Source organism: Alphaproteobacteria bacterium (assembly GCA_030680745.1).
Taxonomy (GTDB): Bacteria; Pseudomonadota; Alphaproteobacteria; order JAUXUR01; family JAUXUR01; genus JAUXUR01.
In genome coordinates, this window is record JAUXUR010000044.1 from 29964 (window position 1) to 48016 (window position 18053).

15 protein-coding genes are annotated in these 18053 nt (G+C 34.9%); 9 read left to right on the forward strand and 6 right to left on the reverse strand.

What is annotated here, in order from left to right:
* Positions 1-186: 186 nt before the first annotated feature.
* The 4 genes from fsa to Q8L85_04490 all read left to right on the forward strand — a co-directional run bounded on the left by fsa (position 187) and on the right by Q8L85_04490 (position 4561).
* Positions 187-843, forward strand: a complete 657-nt coding sequence (gene fsa, locus Q8L85_04475) for a fructose-6-phosphate aldolase (protein ID MDP1723938.1) — start codon at positions 187-189, stop codon at positions 841-843.
* Entirely contained in the window at positions 843-1751 is a 909-nt protein-coding gene (locus tag Q8L85_04480) for a tyrosine recombinase XerC (GenBank protein MDP1723939.1), read from the forward strand. Before fsa ends, Q8L85_04480 begins: the two co-directional genes overlap by 1 nt.
* Before the next feature lie 127 nt (positions 1752-1878).
* Positions 1879-2202 (forward strand): hypothetical protein, encoded by a 324-nt coding sequence (locus Q8L85_04485; GenBank protein ID MDP1723940.1) that lies wholly within the window; start codon positions 1879-1881, stop codon positions 2200-2202.
* 325 nt (positions 2203-2527) lie between these two features.
* Positions 2528-4561 (forward strand): lytic transglycosylase domain-containing protein, encoded by a 2034-nt coding sequence (locus Q8L85_04490; protein MDP1723941.1) that lies wholly within the window; start codon positions 2528-2530, stop codon positions 4559-4561.
* A gap of 207 nt (positions 4562-4768) precedes the next feature.
* Here Q8L85_04490 and Q8L85_04495 read toward each other — a convergent pair whose 3' ends face one another.
* Positions 4769-5728 carry an ABC transporter substrate-binding protein gene (locus Q8L85_04495; protein MDP1723942.1) on the reverse strand — a complete coding sequence of 320 codons (960 nt, stop codon included), beginning with the start codon at positions 5726-5728 and terminating at the stop codon, positions 4769-4771.
* A gap of 178 nt (positions 5729-5906) precedes the next feature.
* Between Q8L85_04495 and Q8L85_04500 the strand changes: the two genes are divergently transcribed.
* On the forward strand, positions 5907-6968 hold the full coding sequence (locus tag Q8L85_04500) for a hypothetical protein (GenBank protein ID MDP1723943.1): 1062 nt from the start codon (positions 5907-5909) through the stop codon (positions 6966-6968).
* Between the two features lie 149 nt (positions 6969-7117).
* The gene (locus tag Q8L85_04505) at positions 7118-8347 is read left to right on the forward strand and encodes an HD domain-containing phosphohydrolase (GenBank protein MDP1723944.1); all 1230 of its coding nucleotides are present in this window, start codon (positions 7118-7120) and stop codon (positions 8345-8347) included.
* A 220-nt stretch (positions 8348-8567) separates the two neighbouring features.
* Here Q8L85_04505 and Q8L85_04510 read toward each other — a convergent pair whose 3' ends face one another.
* Together Q8L85_04510 and Q8L85_04515 are read right to left on the reverse strand one after the other, a co-directional pair.
* Positions 8568-9101 carry a L,D-transpeptidase family protein gene (locus Q8L85_04510; GenBank protein MDP1723945.1) on the reverse strand — a complete coding sequence of 178 codons (534 nt, stop codon included), beginning with the start codon at positions 9099-9101 and terminating at the stop codon, positions 8568-8570.
* Positions 9102-9177: 76 nt separating this feature from the next.
* Positions 9178-9939, reverse strand: a complete 762-nt coding sequence (locus tag Q8L85_04515) for a hypothetical protein (protein ID MDP1723946.1) — start codon at positions 9937-9939, stop codon at positions 9178-9180.
* Between the two features lie 208 nt (positions 9940-10147).
* On the opposite strand from Q8L85_04515, the gene Q8L85_04520 reads away from it, so the two are divergent.
* From Q8L85_04520 to Q8L85_04530, 3 genes are read left to right on the forward strand one after another with little or no spacing between them, the layout of a single operon-like run.
* A complete protein-coding gene (locus Q8L85_04520; GenBank protein MDP1723947.1) occupies positions 10148-11761 on the forward strand; it encodes a carboxyl transferase domain-containing protein in 1614 nt (537 codons plus the stop codon).
* A 3-nt stretch (positions 11762-11764) separates the two neighbouring features.
* Positions 11765-12571 carry an enoyl-CoA hydratase-related protein gene (locus tag Q8L85_04525; GenBank protein ID MDP1723948.1) on the forward strand — a complete coding sequence of 269 codons (807 nt, stop codon included), beginning with the start codon at positions 11765-11767 and terminating at the stop codon, positions 12569-12571.
* A gap of 14 nt (positions 12572-12585) precedes the next feature.
* Positions 12586-14556: an acetyl/propionyl/methylcrotonyl-CoA carboxylase subunit alpha gene (locus tag Q8L85_04530; protein MDP1723949.1), complete on the forward strand. Its 1971-nt coding sequence runs from the start codon at positions 12586-12588 to the stop codon at positions 14554-14556.
* Positions 14557-14597: 41 nt separating this feature from the next.
* Here Q8L85_04530 and Q8L85_04535 read toward each other — a convergent pair whose 3' ends face one another.
* The 3 genes from Q8L85_04535 to Q8L85_04545 all read right to left on the reverse strand — a co-directional run bounded on the left by Q8L85_04535 (position 14598) and on the right by Q8L85_04545 (position 17984).
* Positions 14598-14858, reverse strand: coding sequence for a DUF2059 domain-containing protein (locus Q8L85_04535; protein MDP1723950.1), 261 nt, complete (start codon positions 14856-14858; stop codon positions 14598-14600).
* Positions 14859-14882: 24 nt separating this feature from the next.
* Entirely contained in the window at positions 14883-15488 is a 606-nt protein-coding gene (locus Q8L85_04540) for a hypothetical protein (protein ID MDP1723951.1), read from the reverse strand.
* A gap of 432 nt (positions 15489-15920) precedes the next feature.
* Complete coding sequence (locus Q8L85_04545; GenBank protein ID MDP1723952.1) at positions 15921-17984, reverse strand: hypothetical protein; 2064 nt, start codon at positions 17982-17984, stop codon at positions 15921-15923.
* Positions 17985-18053: the final 69 nt, after the last annotated feature.

Genomic DNA, 18053 nt, shown 5'->3' on the forward strand with positions numbered 1-18053 from the left:
TGAAAATAAAAAATAATTAAAAAACAAATACATGAAAAAATTATTTTCAGATAAAAAAATTAACTTTAATGCGCATCATTAAAAAAATAACAGCGTGAAAAACATCCTTATAACCTTCACAATGCCAAAAATGTTAGGTATATAGATATATACATAAATAAGTAGATAACGCTTAAGGAGAATTTCGTGAAATTTTTTATAGATAGTGCCAACATTGACGACATTCGTGCTTTAGCAGATTTAGGCATTGTGGATGGCATTACCTCCAACCCTACTCTTATTGCACAAACAGGTCGTCCTTTTTTTAAAGTGATGGAAGAAATTTGTGCGCTTATTCAAGGGCCTGTTTCTGCAGAAGTGACTGCCATTGAAGCAGAACAAATGGTTCAAGAAGGTCTTGTTTTACATAAAATTGCGCCTAACATTGTTATTAAAGTGCCATCAACACCACAGGGCATTAAAGCTTGTAAAATACTCCACGATCAGGGCATCAAGGTAAATGTAACTTTATGTTTTTCAGCGCTTCAAGCCCTTATTGCCGCGAAAGCGGGTGCTACGTTTATTTCACCTTTTATTGGTCGCCTTGATGATATCAATCAGGATGGCATGGCTTTAATTGATGATATTGTTCAGATTTATGGCAATTATCCAGAGTATTCGACTGAAATATTAGCAGCCTCAATTCGTCATCCTTATCATGTATTACTTGCCGCTAAAGCAGGTGCTGACATTGTAACCGTTCCACCCAAAATATTATGGCAGCTTTTTCAACACCCCTTAACTGATAAAGGCTTAAGTCAGTTTCTAGATGATTGGAAGAAAACCGGACAATCTATTTTGTAATGCAGCATTATGTTGCATCTTGGTCTAATTGGTTGCAGCACGAAAAACGTGTTTCTAAACATAGTTTAGAGGCTTATTTACGTGATCTTGGTCAATTTATAAATTTTTTGACCTCTTATTGGGGTGAAATTGTAAATTTACCAAGATTAGAAAAATTAACACTTCAGGATTGTCGTGCTTTTCTTGCCGATTTGCATCAAAATGAACGTGCAAAAACAAGTACGTCCCGCACAATTTCAGGCATTAAAAGCTTTTTTAGGTATTTAAAACAACAAAAATTATTGCAAAACGAAGAAATTTTTAAACTTCGACATCCAAAATTGCCTAAATACCTTCCCAAAGCACTAATTGTAGAGGATGCTGAAACGGCTTTAAACACAATCGGTGATTTTCAAGAAGAACCATGGGTTCAACAACGAGATTTAGCCGTTTTAACATTACTTTATGGCGCAGGCCTTCGTATAAGTGAGGCGTTGAGCCTTACAATAAATGATTTATCCGGCAAAGATGTTATGCGTATTAAAGGGAAAGGGCAAAAAGAACGTATCGTGCCTATTTTACCAATTATTTTGACACGTGTTCAAGGTTATATAACGATTTGTCCTTATGTTCTTGATCCTAATCAACCGCTTTTTAGAGGTGAAAAAGGGAAAGTTTTACAGCCAGGCATTATTCAACGTCAAATGAAAAAACTACGCCTTGCCTTAGGTTTGCCTCCAACAGCCACGCCTCACGCCCTTCGTCATAGTTTTGCAACGCATATTCTTGGCAATGGCGGTGATTTGCGAAGCATTCAAGAGCTTTTAGGACATTCGTCTTTATCAACAACGCAACGCTACACAGAAGTCGATCAGAAACGTTTAACAAAGCTTTATGAGCATAGCCATCCTCGCGCTCATAAAAAATAAAATTCTTGATAAATTTAAACCTAAAGAAAAAAATTATTAATACATATAATAAAAAAATAAAATTATTAATATTAATAAATACATTACACATGCTATAATGTAATTATAAACAATTATGGAGGATAAAATGAAGAATATAATTCGTAGTTTAATTTGCGCTTCCGTTTTAATGTTTGCATTAACACCAAATAATGCTGATGCGCACTCTTACAGAAATACTTGCGCATACCACAATTTTCGCATGAATAACCCAGGTTATTGCGGTGTATATGTTGATAGAGGACCAAGTGTTGTTGAGGGTATCGGCGGCGCTGTCGGCGGTCTTCTTGGTGGTATCGGTGAAGGTATTGGCGCTATTCTAAGCATACCTTTTGGCGGTAGAACTTATTACAATGATGGTTATTATTATGATAATTATCGTCACCGTAGACATCATCATCGTCATTGGTAGTAATATTTTGAGACGTCGAATGCATCTTGCATAGGCGGCTCATGAAAATATTTAATTAATGATGAGTATAGAAAGACAACCTTATGGTATGGGGGCTGTTAGAATTTTAGGACCACAGCCCCTAACTTTAATAAATGAATTTACGAAAATGTTTTCTTAAATAATCCATCTACAAGACAATTTTTATTTTCATGCTAGAAACTTACCTAATCAACGTAAACCTAGACATATTCACACAAATGCCATTACCCCTACTTGAGAAATAAGATATAATCACCTATATCTATTAACAGCAGACCCATTAAAATATATGGAGCCTTATTTAATGAATTATCTTAAAATACTATCAATTGTTCTTTTTTCACTCACTTCTTTTTTATCAGAAGCAATCAATCAACCTGCTAAGCAAAGAACAGCCTCCACGCTTTATGGGATGAATCTTCTTTATGAAACGAGTCAGGCACTCAATCCTTTGTTTTTAGAAGCAAAAAAGAATAATTGGGTTAAAGCCAAAGAACTAGCTCAAAAAAATGCTTATATAAAAAAACATCCTTTTTGGGAAAATGCCTTTAAATGGTATTATCTAAGCTCTGATAACACACAACCTTTTTTCGTTGAATTTGAAACTTTTCTTTTAACTAACAATGATTGGCCAGAACTTGAAAAGCTTAAGAAACGTGCTGAACTTGCACTTATTCGTGAAGCATCAAGCTTAGGCGACAAGGTTATCAGTAAATGGTTTGATAAATTTCCGCCTTTGACTCAAAAAGGCCGTTTAATTTACATTAAAATACTTCAAGATGCACAAAAGATTCAACAAGCTCATGATTATATTCAAAAAACGTGGCAAGATAATAATTTTACAATTGATGAAGAAGTCCAGTTTCTTAAAAATTACGCCAATGATTTAAACCCAGAATCGCATTTAAAACGCGCCCAACGATTATTGGATGATGGCCAAAAAGACGCGCTGAAAAGACTCTTTAAATTCATCCCACCAAATTATTTAGCGCTTTATGAAGCACGTATGGGTATTCAATCCACACCTGATGCCATAAATGCATTTATGCGTACTATTCCTGAAGAAGTTGAAAAAGATCCTGGATTTTTAATGCAAATATTAGCACATTATCAGGCAAAAGGCATGAATGATGAGGCACAAAAAATCTTATTAGAATATCAACCAGAACAAAAATACCAACAAAAATGGGAAAATATTCGTCAAATTCAATCACGTGAAAACATGAAAGAAAAACGATACGAAGCAACTTACCAATTAATGAAAAAACATTCTTATACAGAAGGGGAAAAATATTCTGAATTTGAATGGTTTTGTGGTTGGATTTCTCTTGTTTATCTTAAGAACACTAAAAATGCACTCAAGCATTTTGAACGTCATCTTAAATCCGTCAAATCAAGCATGAGTCTTAGTCGTTCTTATTATTGGTTGGGGCGCACCTATGACGATATGAGTAATGCCAATGAGGCAAAAAATTATTATAAAAAAGCAATCGATTATGGTTGGACTTTTTATGGTCAATTAGCTGCCCAAAAAATAAGTCAGAAACCCAATTTAACGCCCATTAAACCTAGTTTAATGCCTGACAATAAATTGCCACTCGTCCAATTTGCGCAACTCCTTTATGATATCAAAGATGACGATAAAGCATCTTTACTTATGTTTCACGTAAACAAATCACTCACTGAAGCGGGACAAACGCTTAGTCTCGCCCTTTTAGCTGATAAATTGAAAATGAAAGCATTGGCTGTCCGTTTTGGTCGTGATGCGCAAAATAAACATCCAGGCATTGCGCTTATTGCTTACCCCGGTCTTCATCTATTAAACCAAATACCACTCATTAAATCCAACCAACTCGATAATGCTTTAGTTCATTCTTTGATTTTGCAAGAAAGTCGGTATGATTCAAAAGCACTTAGTTCTGCTGGTGCTAAAGGCTATATGCAGCTTATGAACGACACCGCCAAAAGAACAGCAAACAAAAACAAGATTCCTTTCCAAATCAATCGTATTTTTGAACCTAAATTCAATCTAACGATAGGGACACATCATGTGAAGGAATTACTTGATGATTACAGCGGCACTTATCCCATCATGCTTGCAGGCTATAATGCAGGACCAAATCCTGCATCACGTTGGCGTCAAGAATTCGGTGACCCTTTAGCTCAAAACATTGATATCATCAATTGGATTGAATCCATTACCTATGGCGAAACCCGTAATTACCTTCAGCGTGTTCTTGAAAACATTCTTGTCTATAGAACGTTGTATAAAATGCCTTTGCCCCATATGGCAAGCACCCAAGAATGGTGGCAAAATTGGGATGTGCTCAGGCATTAGGGGCGTCTCTTACGTGACCGCTACCATATCATTATCCATAAGTATGACACGTCTCCCCCAGCTGTTTCCCTGGACCAATGAGAGCCCAAAGGGCTCGAATGCGGATCCAGGGTCCAGGAAAACAAAGGTGTATGGCGCTAATTTCTATCATAAAAATTAAAATTGTCCGGTAGATTGGTAAATTGTTTAACTTTTTTTAATATGATATTAATTCAAAAAAAATGAATTCTTCGGATAATCAGATAATTGTGAATAGTTTGGTGTTTTCAACATATTAATCACAGTATAATTAATTTTAGTTTTAGAAACCAATCCAAAAGGAATCTGCGCTTTAAAGTCAAAATTTTCTTCAATCAAAGACAATGTGCGCAATGCCACTTCCAATGGTATGATATCTTTAAATTTCTGGTCTAGAATCTGCATATAGAATTCTTCTTTATGCTCAAAACAATAGCGCCAACCAGCTTCCGAAATTTTCAAAAATAATTCTAAATTGGATTTAAAATCAGGTGATTGCAATGACGTTTCATTAATATATAACCCTTCCGATAAAACGCCACCTTGTTCGAAAGTTGGACTAAAAAAACTAAATTGGCTTGTCGTTTTGGCTGTTACCAAGGGTACTTGATGACGTTCCATTACACCACAACTTAATTTACCGCGACTAAAAGCCTCGCCTAAATTATCGAAGCGTTCGAATTTATATAAAGGATTTGCGCCCTCCATATTAAACCCCGTATAAGCAAACCAAATCTGCGTATTAAGCAAATCTTTAGGGCTGGAATAGCCAATATTTTTACCCGCTAATTGTTGAAGATTTTCAACACCCGGTTTAATACAAGCAATAGTGGTTGTTGGCATTTGATATAATTGCGCATAAAGCGTATAAGCAGGATTTTTAGCACCTTTAGCAAGCGCAATCGGTAAAGATTCTTGAACAATATCAGCTAAACCATAATCTAAAGCAGTTAGCGGATCTTCTTGATTTGCTTCGATAAAATTAACATTCAGATTTTTCTCTGCATATAATTCTTTTTTCTGCGCCAGAATAAAACCAGCTTTTTCAATAGGGTTTTGAGAGGGCAAAAACACCCTTAAAATAGGAATAGCATTCAGGATATTGACCGAAAAAGCTAAAAATACAAAAAAGAGACATAATGTTTTCATATTAAAAGTTTAATCAAGTTTTTGCAGGTTGGAAAGAGTTTTAAACAAGAATATGGTTTTTCGTTAGAACTATAATTTTTTAAAAAAATCAATACGTATTTTTTGCGTATTGATTCAATTAATTTTTTATATTATAAATCTATTCAAAATCAATCAAGTAAATTTAGGAAATTTTAAAATGAGAAAAAAACTATCCCTTATAGCATTTCTTTCCATGCTTTCTTTAAGCTTTATGAACACACCATTAATTGCAGTTGGAAGCGATGACGAACAAGATATTGCTTTGTGCTATCTTCATATGTACCAAGATTTATACAATCACTCTGAAACACTATCCACAGATAAAGAAAAAACAGAATTTTCTATAAATCATTATTTAACACATGGAAAAAGTGAAGGAAGAAAATATTTTAATCCTTTCGCCTATCTTCATATGTACAAAGATTTATACGATCATGCCGAAACACTATCTACAGATGAAGAAAAAAGAAAATTTGCTATATGGCATTTTTTAAATCATGCAAAAGATGAAGGAAGAAAATATTTAGAAATGCGACCAGAAGAATATCCTTTTAGATCTTTTAGCAACAAAACACAAAAAGACAGCAATTTCATGTATCTACTTTTGCTAGAGGAAAGTGTAAGGGATAAATTTGAACGTATATATACTCTTTCAAACAAAGATGATTGTTCAGATATTATAAAATTATTAAATGCTGATAAGTTTAGGTTTTACAATCCTTTTAGCAGATTATCTGACGCCACCGAAATAAGAAACAAATTATCGCTTCGCATCAGTGATTATGACTTAGGGAACATGCTTCCAGACAGAACACCAATAGTTAAAATCATCTGCAATGGAGAAAAAGAAGATCTTGCCAATGGCACCATCCGTGCACAATACGATGTATATCTAAATGATTACAAATTAAAAGATGAAATACTTTTAATAGATGTATCAAAATATAAACCAATTTTTTCGAATAAATCTGGACCATTTATTTCCCCTATAAATCAACTTTTAGATGGAACTTTTGAAACAAAAGAAGCCACATTTACATTTAAAAATGATGCAGATAAAATGACTCTTGAAGCACTTATTAATGATAATGAAAGCATTGAACTTATTATGGATAATCGATTAGGTAGTAATATATCCTATCGCAAAGAACCTAAAGGCACGCTTTTTATTAATGGCAAAAAATCAAACATTATCACCCTTGTAGGAACCCCTAAATAAAACAAAAAAAAGTACATTTTTTTTTTAAAGTGCCATTATTTTAAGATTTATCCTCAAGAAATAATGGCTTTTTTTGCATCACACGTTCGCCCTCCATAAACCTTGTATCCCCACAAAAAACATATTAAAATACTCTCATGGGGTTTAAAATGAATAAAATACTAGAATTCATTGAATATGTTGAGCAAATAAAAGAAGAATCTCTTTCTCTATTTCTAGATAAAATACTCATCAAATTACGTAAGGCAACAGAATCTGAAGCAGGCACTATTTATATTTTACGCAAAAAAAGAAAAACGTGGCTTGAGCCCGTTTCTATTCAAAATGATAAAATGCCCCTCTCCCACTCCGGTTTTAACATTGACATTAACGGACCTGCGATTGCATCTTATGTCGCTGTTTCAGGGAAATACGTACTTATTGACGATGTTTATACGCTTCAGAACGATCTTCCTTATCGTTTTAATCCCTCTTATGACCAAGAAAGTGGATATAAAAGCAAATCTGTTATGGCCTTTCCCTTAAGCACTTTTGAAGGCAAAACAATTGGCGTCGTGCAATTAATCAATAGACGTCTAAAAGGTGTTAAATCCCCCATTCCTTTTGAATCTGCACAATTAAAATTTATTTCAGCTGTAAACCATATTATTGGTCGCGCAATCGAACGAATTGATGCGCATGAAAAAATGGCCCTCAAGAAAAAAGAACTCGAAAAGAAAAATAGATTGCTCGAAAAACAACGCAAAATTATAACAGAGCAACAACAAGAAACTGAACAAGCGTTTAAAATATCAATCGAATTATTGGCGAAAGCGGCTGAATTACACGACGAAGTTACCGGCAACCATATTGTCCGTGTCAATGAATATAGTTATGTGTTGGCTCAAGAATACGGCATGCCTAAAGAATTTTGTGATGAAATTCGATATTGCGCTCAATTGCATGATGTTGGCAAAATGAGCGTCAATTCAGCTATTCTTAAAAAACAACAGCAACTGAATCCTGAAGAACGTGCTGAAATGAACCTTCACACCTATTATGGTTACAAAATACTTATCCAATCTGATCGCCTCAAAATGGCTGCAGATATTGCTTATTGTCACCATGAAAAATGGGATGGAACCGGTTATCCGCGACACTTAAAAGGAAACGAAATTCCACTTTCAGCGCGCATTGTTCAACTTGCCGATATTTATGATGCGTTACGCTCTGAACGTCCCTATAAAAAAGGATATTCACATACAGAGACAATGGATATCCTTTTAAAAGGTGATGATCGCATCGATCCTAAAGGTCATTTTGATCCAGATTTACTTAAAATTTTGGAAAAATGTCATGAAAAATTTAATTACATCTGGATCGCTTTGACTGATAAATGAAATTATACACGAACGCGACATTGATCTTATTGAAAAACCAAGGATTCCGTCGTTGCGATGAGCAGAAAGCGAAGAAGCAATCCAGAAAAAACACCTTTAAAAAGTTTTAAATGTTAATTTTAAGACTGGATTGCCACGTGGCTCCGCCACTCGCAACGACGAACACCATCTTCACAATAATCCCACGGAATTTGCCGCGGAAAGAGAGAAAATACAATTTTTAATCGAAAATCCCAGGGTTTTTAACTTCTAATATTACACGCCGACTAACCATTTTTAATATTTCTAGCAAATCTTCTTTTTTTAGTGCAATACAACCTGCTGTTGGTGTGTAACCTTCTCTGGCAACGTGAATGAAAACAGCACTTCCCTTGTCCGGCACGACGGGATCCGAATTATGGTCTATTTCAATGACCAAATCATACAGATCATCTTCACGCCACATTTTTTCATGAGAAAAATCAAAGGATGAAGTTACAGGACGATTATACTCTGGATGTGTTGGCTCATCACACCATCCTAAATCTTGTGTAATTTCGATTTTGGGCAATCCCGTCTGAGGTTCTTCTACAAATTTATCTTTTCTATAATAAAGGTTTTTAAGATGAAAACGACCCACTGGCGTTCCTTCATCACCTTCAACTTTATTTTCAATAATGCCTGATTTTCCAATGGCACATTGATATGTTACATCCCCAACCTTAAGACCATAGGCCCCATTTAAACACAAAACTAATTTTAAAACTGTTAACATGATTGCATCACTCCTATAAAAACAAATAAGTGATGCTTTACTAACTGAAAAATCTTGCTTTATCAAGATATTTTTATTAAATAGTTGAATCATTTTTAACAACAAAATACGTTAATCCTAATCCCAATAATCCACCTAAAACAATACCCTTAAAAAGCCCAGTATTATTTTTTTGTATTTTTGTAGCTTGATTATATGCTATTTGTTCAGCTAATAGTTTAACGTCCCTCTCATATTCTTCTTCTCGTTGAAATTTTGTATCTTCAATTACTTGTTGCAATTCATTTTGCAACTCTTCTTCATAATATTTAGTAGGATCAACAGATTCTAACTCTTGAAAAACAGTAAATTCTAATGCGTTATTTTCGTAAGTAATTGTGTAATCACAATACATTTTTGTTTCTGCTCCGGAAATATATATTTTTTTTTCTGACTTAGACACTACTTCAGAATCTAACCCAGAATCAGCAGGAGCATTTAAAATATCTTCTTTATTAATATACAAATCATCAATCGCTAAATATGGATATTTAGTAATTCTTTTGATCACAGCATCTTTCTTTAAAACATCACGCCATTGATCATGATCGCCTTCTCTCGTTAATGCCCAAGACGATTTTTCATGTCCTAAAACATCATGATTTATGTCCGCAGAACCTGTTAATAATTCATCAATAATTTTATCAAATGTGAAATCAGGACATTTGTTTTTTTTAATCGGATTATCATCTTCTAATCCTAAGTCAGAGGAAGACGGACCTTCTTTAGCTGCATATGAAAAAGGAATGAATGCGTTGAAAACAAGAACGCACATCATAAAAATTTTTATAACATTCATTTTCACACCTAATATTTTGGATTAAAGAACAGACTCAAACTTATATTAGTTTATTACATCCAAAATAAAAAATAAAGAATTAAAATTCAAAATGCATCTTATTTTTGAAAGTTAATTTCAAAAAATTATCTTGCGTAAAATTGACACAACGCACGTCTTGGCTTTATACTCTTAAAATCCTAAGCAATTTAAAGAATTGGATATATTAATGAGTTTAAACGCATTATCATCAACGTTAAACCTTAAAGAAAATCAATCTATTAGTAATGCAAGCTCCATGCAGACATTGGTCGAAGAATTACGCATTAAGGCTGAACAAATTGAATTAGGCGGTTCTGAATCAGCGCGTATTAAACATTCTGCACGCGGTAAACTTCTGCCACGCGAACGAATTAACGCACTCATTGATCCAGGAGCCCCTTTTTTAGAGCTTTCAGCTTTCGCAGGCTACAAATTATATAATGATGATGTTCCAGCAGGTAGCATCATCACTGGTATTGGCCCCATTCATGGTAGACCCACAATGATAGTTGCTAATGATGCAACCGTCAAAGGCGGCACTTATTATCCGATTACTGTTAAAAAACATTTACGTGCCCAAGAAATCGCTGAAACCAATCATTTACCTTGTGTTTATCTTGTTGATTCGGGCGGTGCCTTTTTACCTATGCAAGATGAAGTCTTTCCAGACCGCGATCATTTTGGTCGTATATTTTACAATCAAGCACGCATGTCTGCTAAAAACATTCCACAAATAGCAGTCGTTTTAGGGTCTTGTACTGCAGGCGGTGCTTATGTACCCGCTATGTCAGACGAAACAATCATCGTGCGCAACCAAGGCACAATATTTTTAGCAGGCCCTCCCCTTGTCAAAGCCGCCACCGGCGAAATTGTGAGCGCTGAAGATTTGGGGGGCGCTGATGTACATTGCAAAATATCAGGTGTTGCCGATCATTACGCTGAAAATGATCAACATGCTCTTATAATTGCACGTCAAATTATGGCTAATCTTAACCGCCAAAAACCACATGACGTCATCTTAAAACCCATTAAAGAACCCCTCTATTCGCCGCATGAACTTGACTATATTGTTCCTTCAGACCCTCGTAAAACGTATGATGTACGCGAAATTATTGCACGTCTTGTCGATCAAAGCGCTTTTGATGAGTTTAAAGCCCTTTATGGTCAAACGCTCGTTACAGGATTTGCACATTTAATGGGCTGCCCCATTGGTATTGTAGCCAATAATGGCATTTTATATTCCGAATCTGCCCAAAAGGGTGCACATTTTATTGAATTATGCGCTAAACGCAAAATACCGCTTCTTTTCCTTCAAAATATCAATGGCTTTATGGTTGGACGCAAATATGAAAGCCAAGGCATCGCCAAAGATGGTGCGAAAATGGTAAATGCTGTTGCCTGTGCTGATGTCCCTAAATTAACACTCGTCATTGGTGGCTCTTTTGGTGCTGGTAATTATAGTATGTGCGGCAGATCTTATAGTCCTCGTTTTATGTTTATGTGGCCCAATGCGCGTATTTCAGTCATGGGTGGAGAACAAGCAGCAAGTGTTCTTTCTCAGATTCGTCGCGATAAAATGGAAAGCGAAGGCAAAGATTGGACGCGTGAGGAAGAAGAGGCATTTAAAGCCCCAATCCGTACCCAATTTGAAGCAAAAGGTAGCCCTTATTATTCTTCCGCACGCCTTTGGGATGATGGTATCATTGCACCTTCTGACTCAAGGCGTGTATTAGGCCTTGCATTGCATGCTTGTTTAGGTGCCCCCATTCCAGAAAGTCGTTTTGGCATATTTAGAATGTAGATCATGAAACTTTTTATAAATATCACCATAGAAATTGATGCATTGCACAGAGGCTTTATAACCCTTGACCGTCCAGAAAAACACAATGCTTTCAATGAGCTGCTCATTCAAGAGCTTACGGATGCACTTGATTACTTTGGCACAATCAACGACCTTAGATGCCTTGTATTAAAAGCCAATGGCAAAAGCTTTTGTGCAGGAGCGGATCTTGATTGGATGAAACGCATGGCCGTCTTAGATCAAGACGCCAATTACCAAGATGCTTTTAAGCTTGCCACCCTTCTTGAAAAGTTGAATGCTTTTCCACGCCCCACAATTGCTATTGTTCAGGGCCCTGCTTATGGTGGCGGCGTTGGGCTTATTGCTTGCTGCGATATCGTTATTGCACACGAAAAAACAAACTTCACATTAAGCGAAGTAAAACTAGGATTGGTTGCCTCAACCATTGCCCCTTACATTATTAATGCAATAGGTCAACGCCACGCGAGACGTTACCTATTAAGCGCCGAATTATTTTCAGCCAAAGACGCTTTAGACATGGGACTTGTACACCAAACCTGGAATGATTTAGATTTCCAAGAAAAAACAGACAAAATGTTAGCCCAAATTTTAAATGGTGATCCCATCGCCCAGCAAATAAGCAAGAAACTTATTTTTGATCTTGGAACAACTATATCAATCGATACACTCAAACAAGAAACATCAAAAATTATCGCTGAAAGACGCGCTTCAAACGAAGGCAAAGAAGGCCTGAATGCTTTCTTTGAAAAAAGACAACCTGCCTGGACAAAAGAATTTGCAAAGAAATAAATATGATTAACATGATGAATAAAAACATAAAATCCATTTTAATTGCCAATCGTGGTGAAATTGCCTGTCGTGTCATACGCACATGCAAAAAATTAGGCATCAAAACCATTGCCATCTATGCGGATACAGACGCAAATGCACAACATGTCAAACTTTCTGATCATGCCATTTCACTACAAGGTCTCACGGCTCAAGAAACTTATTTGAACCAAGATAAAATTATACAAATTGCAAAAGACATAAAAGCTGATGCCATCCATCCTGGCTATGGTTTTTTATCTGAAAATGCTGATTTTGCAGAAAAAGTTGAACAGGCCAATATAATTTTTATAGGACCTAAATCCATCACTATTCGTCAAATGGGTGACAAAGCGGCGTCCAAAAAATTAATGGCAGCCAGTCACGTGCCCCTATTACCTGGCTATGAAGGCGATAATCAAGATGATGCTTATCTTTTAGAGCAAGCACAAAAAATCGGTTTTCCACTTATCTTAAAACCATCCGCTGGTGGCGGTGGCAAAGGTATGAAAATCGTTCATAAAGTTGAAGATTTTTTACCCCAATTACATTCAGGCCGACGCGAAGCTTTATCATCTTTCGGTGATTCACGTATTATTCTTGAACGCTATCTTTCAAACCCGCGCCATATTGAAGTACAAGTATTTGGTGATAGTTTCGGTCATGTGATTCATCTTTTTGAGCGTGAATGTACCCTGCAACGTCGTTATCAAAAAATTATAGAAGAAGCACCTTCCGTAAACCTTCCTTTTGAATTACGCGAAAAAATCTGTCAAACAGCTGTGAAAGCTGCCGAGAGCGTCAATTATTTAGGGGCAGGTACCGTTGAGTTTTTACTCGACCAGGACAACCATTTTTATTTCATGGAAATGAATACACGATTGCAAGTTGAGCACCCCGTGACCGAAATGATCACAGGGCTTGATCTTGTGGCGTGGCAAATTTGGGTGGCTGAAGGCAAACCCCTACAACGCGAACAGCGACCTGACGCGCCCATAGGGCATGCGATGGAAGCCCGTCTTTATGCCGAAGATCCTTCTCAAAATTTCTTACCCTCAACCGGCATCCTAAGCCCCCTTTCCTTCCCTAATGAACGAATCGACATTGGTGTTCAAGAATTTGACAAAATTAGTCATTATTTTGATCCCATGATCGGGAAATTAGTCGTATGGGGAGAAGATCGAGATCAAGCGGTCAAAAAACTAGAAGCCTCCCTTCAGCAAACAATCATTGGAGGTGTTAAAACAAATATTCCCTTCTTACGTCATTTGTTAACTCATCCTCAAATTCAAGCGTGGAATGTAGATGTTACTTTTATCGACCGCCATTTAAGTGAATTATTACCACCCGCTTTTGAACCTAAAGAGATGCATTGGTTAAGTATCGCTTTAGGTATTATTTTATCACGTCAGCCTTCCGATCAAAATTCACCTTGGTCAATTTGTGATAATTTTCGTATTAATATGCCCAAAACAGAAACGCTAAAATTACAATATAACGATGTCATGCAAGATATCGTTATTAATCATTTGGGTGATTCCTTTTTAATGACATTGGATCAAACCTATAAAATTAAAGGGACTCTAAAAGCCAAAAAACTTTCAATTACAATCAACAACAATACGTTTCATGTTGATTTTTATATTCAAAATCAATCATATATATTGATTTCAGAAGGTCAGATCTTAAGTTTCAAAAAACCTGATTCATTTTTAATAGGCGATGATCATAGCAAAGATGCTGGCCACACCATGGCACCAATGACCGGGAAAGTCGTTGATATTCTAGTGAATATTGGTGACGATGTTATAAAAGGTAAAGAGCTTGTTATTCTAGAAGCCATGAAAATGGAACATATTATTCGTGCGCATAATGATGGCAAAATAATCTCTATCCACTATCATGTTGGTGACGTTGTTGAAGAAGGTGTTGAGCTAATGGAAATTGAATTGCCAAAAGCAAGCTGACATATGATGTTTTCAGCTATTTTTGCTATTAACACGAAATTTTATTTCTCCAAGGAGACAACATATTTTTCAAAGTACTCTTTGTTTAATCCTTGCTGAATCGCTCGCTTTGCAATATCTAAAAACGTATTTTTTTCTTTTTTAATAGGTTGTTCTTTTTCGACATATTTCAACTTTTTATTTCTTCCCTTGAAAAATGGATTATTATAAAAAGAAATAATGTCAGTGAGCTCAGCCTCAGTAAAATGTGACTTTGCATAAGCAATAGCCACACGAATATATTTTTTTTCATCCTTTATCATCGTATCTCGAATGATTGTTTTATACTATGGCGCCCGGGCAATCATTGACTGCATTACACGCCTATTACTCGCTTGAATCCACCTTTTAAGACCTGATAATTTTACATATACTTCGGCCAAGCTTTTTTCCCGCAATTCCTTCGCCGGGAGTTTGATGATAAGATCAGCCAATGATTTAAATTTAGGGTCTGGTATTTCATGTATAAAATCGGTTTGAAATTTCAAGCTCTTAATACCCAACGGTGATGTCATAAATTTTCTATAAAAAATAAGATCGCCTAAAGACATCTTCCCTAAATTAATACGCAATATATTTGAAGAGTTTTCAATATTTTTGGAGCGTAAATCAGTTATATATTGAGCATATATATCTTCAAGTTTTTGACTATCTTCACCCAATTTTTCTACATAATCAGGAAAATTTTTTGTTAAGTCTTTGCGTAACAATTCTATATTTTTTTCAACATAAAGTGGATCAAAAAAACTTTCTTTTTGTGCAACCATTTCATCAATTATTTTTAACTTTTCTTGTTGAATTTCAGGATGATCATCTTCAGTTATCGCATAAACTTTAGGACCACTTAAACATAATAAAAAAATTGAAAAATATAATAGAATGTTTTTTTTCATTTTAATTCTCCATTAACATGCCTAGTTTTATGTTAACAAAAAAGAATTAATAAATAATTAAGATGATTTAGCATAAAATACGATTCATCAATTTATAAGTGATTTTTTCAAGTTATTTCTCGATTCATTATCATGTTTTGAATGTTGTTGAAGAAAGTGTTGAATTACTAGAAATTGAATTACCTAAGGCAAGCTGAAAAAAATTAAAAAACACATATAGTTTCAATTAAAATAATTATGGTCATAGAACATATGTTTATGGTGAAATATTAGACTTCTTTCGAAACTCATTAATGTGAGGCGAGTAATAGAAGTTCGGCACGGGTTCCCTTGTGTATTCTTCATACATGAGGATCTGAGCACCGAAACGACACATCAATCGGCCACAATAGTAAAGTTTCAAAAGAAGTCTATTAAAGTAGCTTATTAAGGTTACCCTACACTATCTTGATAATAAATCTTACTGCCGCAACTAGGATCTTTGCCCCCATAACCTTTATTATAAACGTTATACGATTCTTCACGGTTATAATAAGAATCGATTTCCTTATCAGTTATAAACTTGCAAGGATATTTACGGAAGAAACTTATTTCACCACATGGTTTTTGCTCAAATCTTTTCATTTCAGATGAAAAAGGCTTCAACTGACTATTATAATAATGTGCATCATTAGGATCAAAATGCTCGACGATATGACCAAAATTACCCACATGCTTATCATCATTCAAACCAACAGGCAACTCTCGTACAGCACAATTCAAAGCAGTATATTGAGGCCTATAACAAGCTGAACCATTAGAAACAAGCATTTGAATATTTGTATAAAGATCTTCAAGCCCGTAAGTATCATAACGATATTTATGATCAGTTGACGGACAATATTTAAATTTATGAACTAACTTCTGATAAAACTCATTTATTTTTTCTATCAAAAACTCAAGCTCTAATGGCGCAATAAAATCTTTATTTTGTTCTGAAAATTTACCATGAATGGCTTTTTGATAAACATAAGGCATTTGATACACGCAAGCGTCTAAAAACTTAATATAATCATTACCATAAGTCATTTTTCTATAGAGCTGCAAAATACTGTTATCAGCGGATGAAAGATTTTCATTCATGTAAACTAAAAGAGATTGATCCAATAATCCTCTCATCATAGAATACACTTTATAGGCTTCATCATATGCAAACACATCAAAAAAAGTCTCATAAAAATCGAACAAATCACCCAATTCATGTTTGAAATCATCAGGATTTTTTTCGATTTTTTTCAAAACACTCTCAGCAAACGAAAGCAACCCTTTGCTTTTCTCTACATTTTGACCAAAAGGTTCATAAAAAAAAGATTTCAGTATGTTGTGATAAGAAGGAAAACCAACTCGTACTTCACTCCATTCAGATGCATCACACCTGATCTTCAAAAAACCTTCTTTGTTAAAGTAAGGAACATAATAAAAACTATCATAATCATCAATTTTCATATTATTCAATGATAAAAAACAAAAAGAAATCCTTTCTGCAAAATCAAATTTATTTTTTTTACATATTAAACTCATTTTTTCTACAAAAGACTCCAATTCATATTTAAAAAGAGATTTTAAGTAATCTTCCACTGTCTTTACACCTGAAAAACAAGTAGAAACACCACAACCAATAGATACATTTGGATGCCTAATATTTTGCACTTTACTTAAGTGACATAATTTTTTTATGGCTCTTTTAACAGCCAGCGGTAAATCATTTTCAGAATGCAATTCTATATTATCGGCTAGTGATACATAAATTTGAGCCAATTCTTCATTAATTTGTGAGATAAATTCAATAAAAGAATCAAACTCAATGACATTTTCAAAATCTTTTGTTAATTGCGTATAGATATTTTGAAGAGATTGATCCTTAGTTTTCTCTTTTAATCCTAAAATATACTGATAGCGTCTTTGCTGATTATCCTCAAACACAAGCGCTAAAAGAATAATCTTATCAAGATTTACGATTGACAATTCACGCTGGTTCCAAGGAGGAGCGAAGCTTCTAGAAATACAATAACTTAGAAACGTTTTATACAATTTATTCTTTAAGAATAATTTTATATAACTATTTTCTATCAATGAATCTTTAAATTGCTTAATGAATTCATACAAAGAATCTATTGTAAAAACCTCTTTTTGTGGAAAAAGTACTAATTCATTTTCATCGAAACACTCTTGATCCCCTCCTAAATCCAACACCTGCCCTGAACCTGGCAAAACACTCTCTACAATAGGAAGAGAAACTATTGTTTGAGTCTGAGCCTCATCAATTTCAGAAATATTAATTCTATTAACCTCTACATCATCAGGAGCATCAGCTTCTTCATTCTCAGAAACGTCAGTTTCATCGCCCTCATCAACCCACATCACATAAGGCCCATTTGGCATAAAATTTCCAGCATCAGCCACACTAAGCCATAATGACAATAGCAACAAACTCACGATCAAACGATTTATTTTCATTCCTTTTGATTCCCATTCTATAATTGTAAGAGAGATTTTATTTAGTTTTATTAACATTCACACTTAATT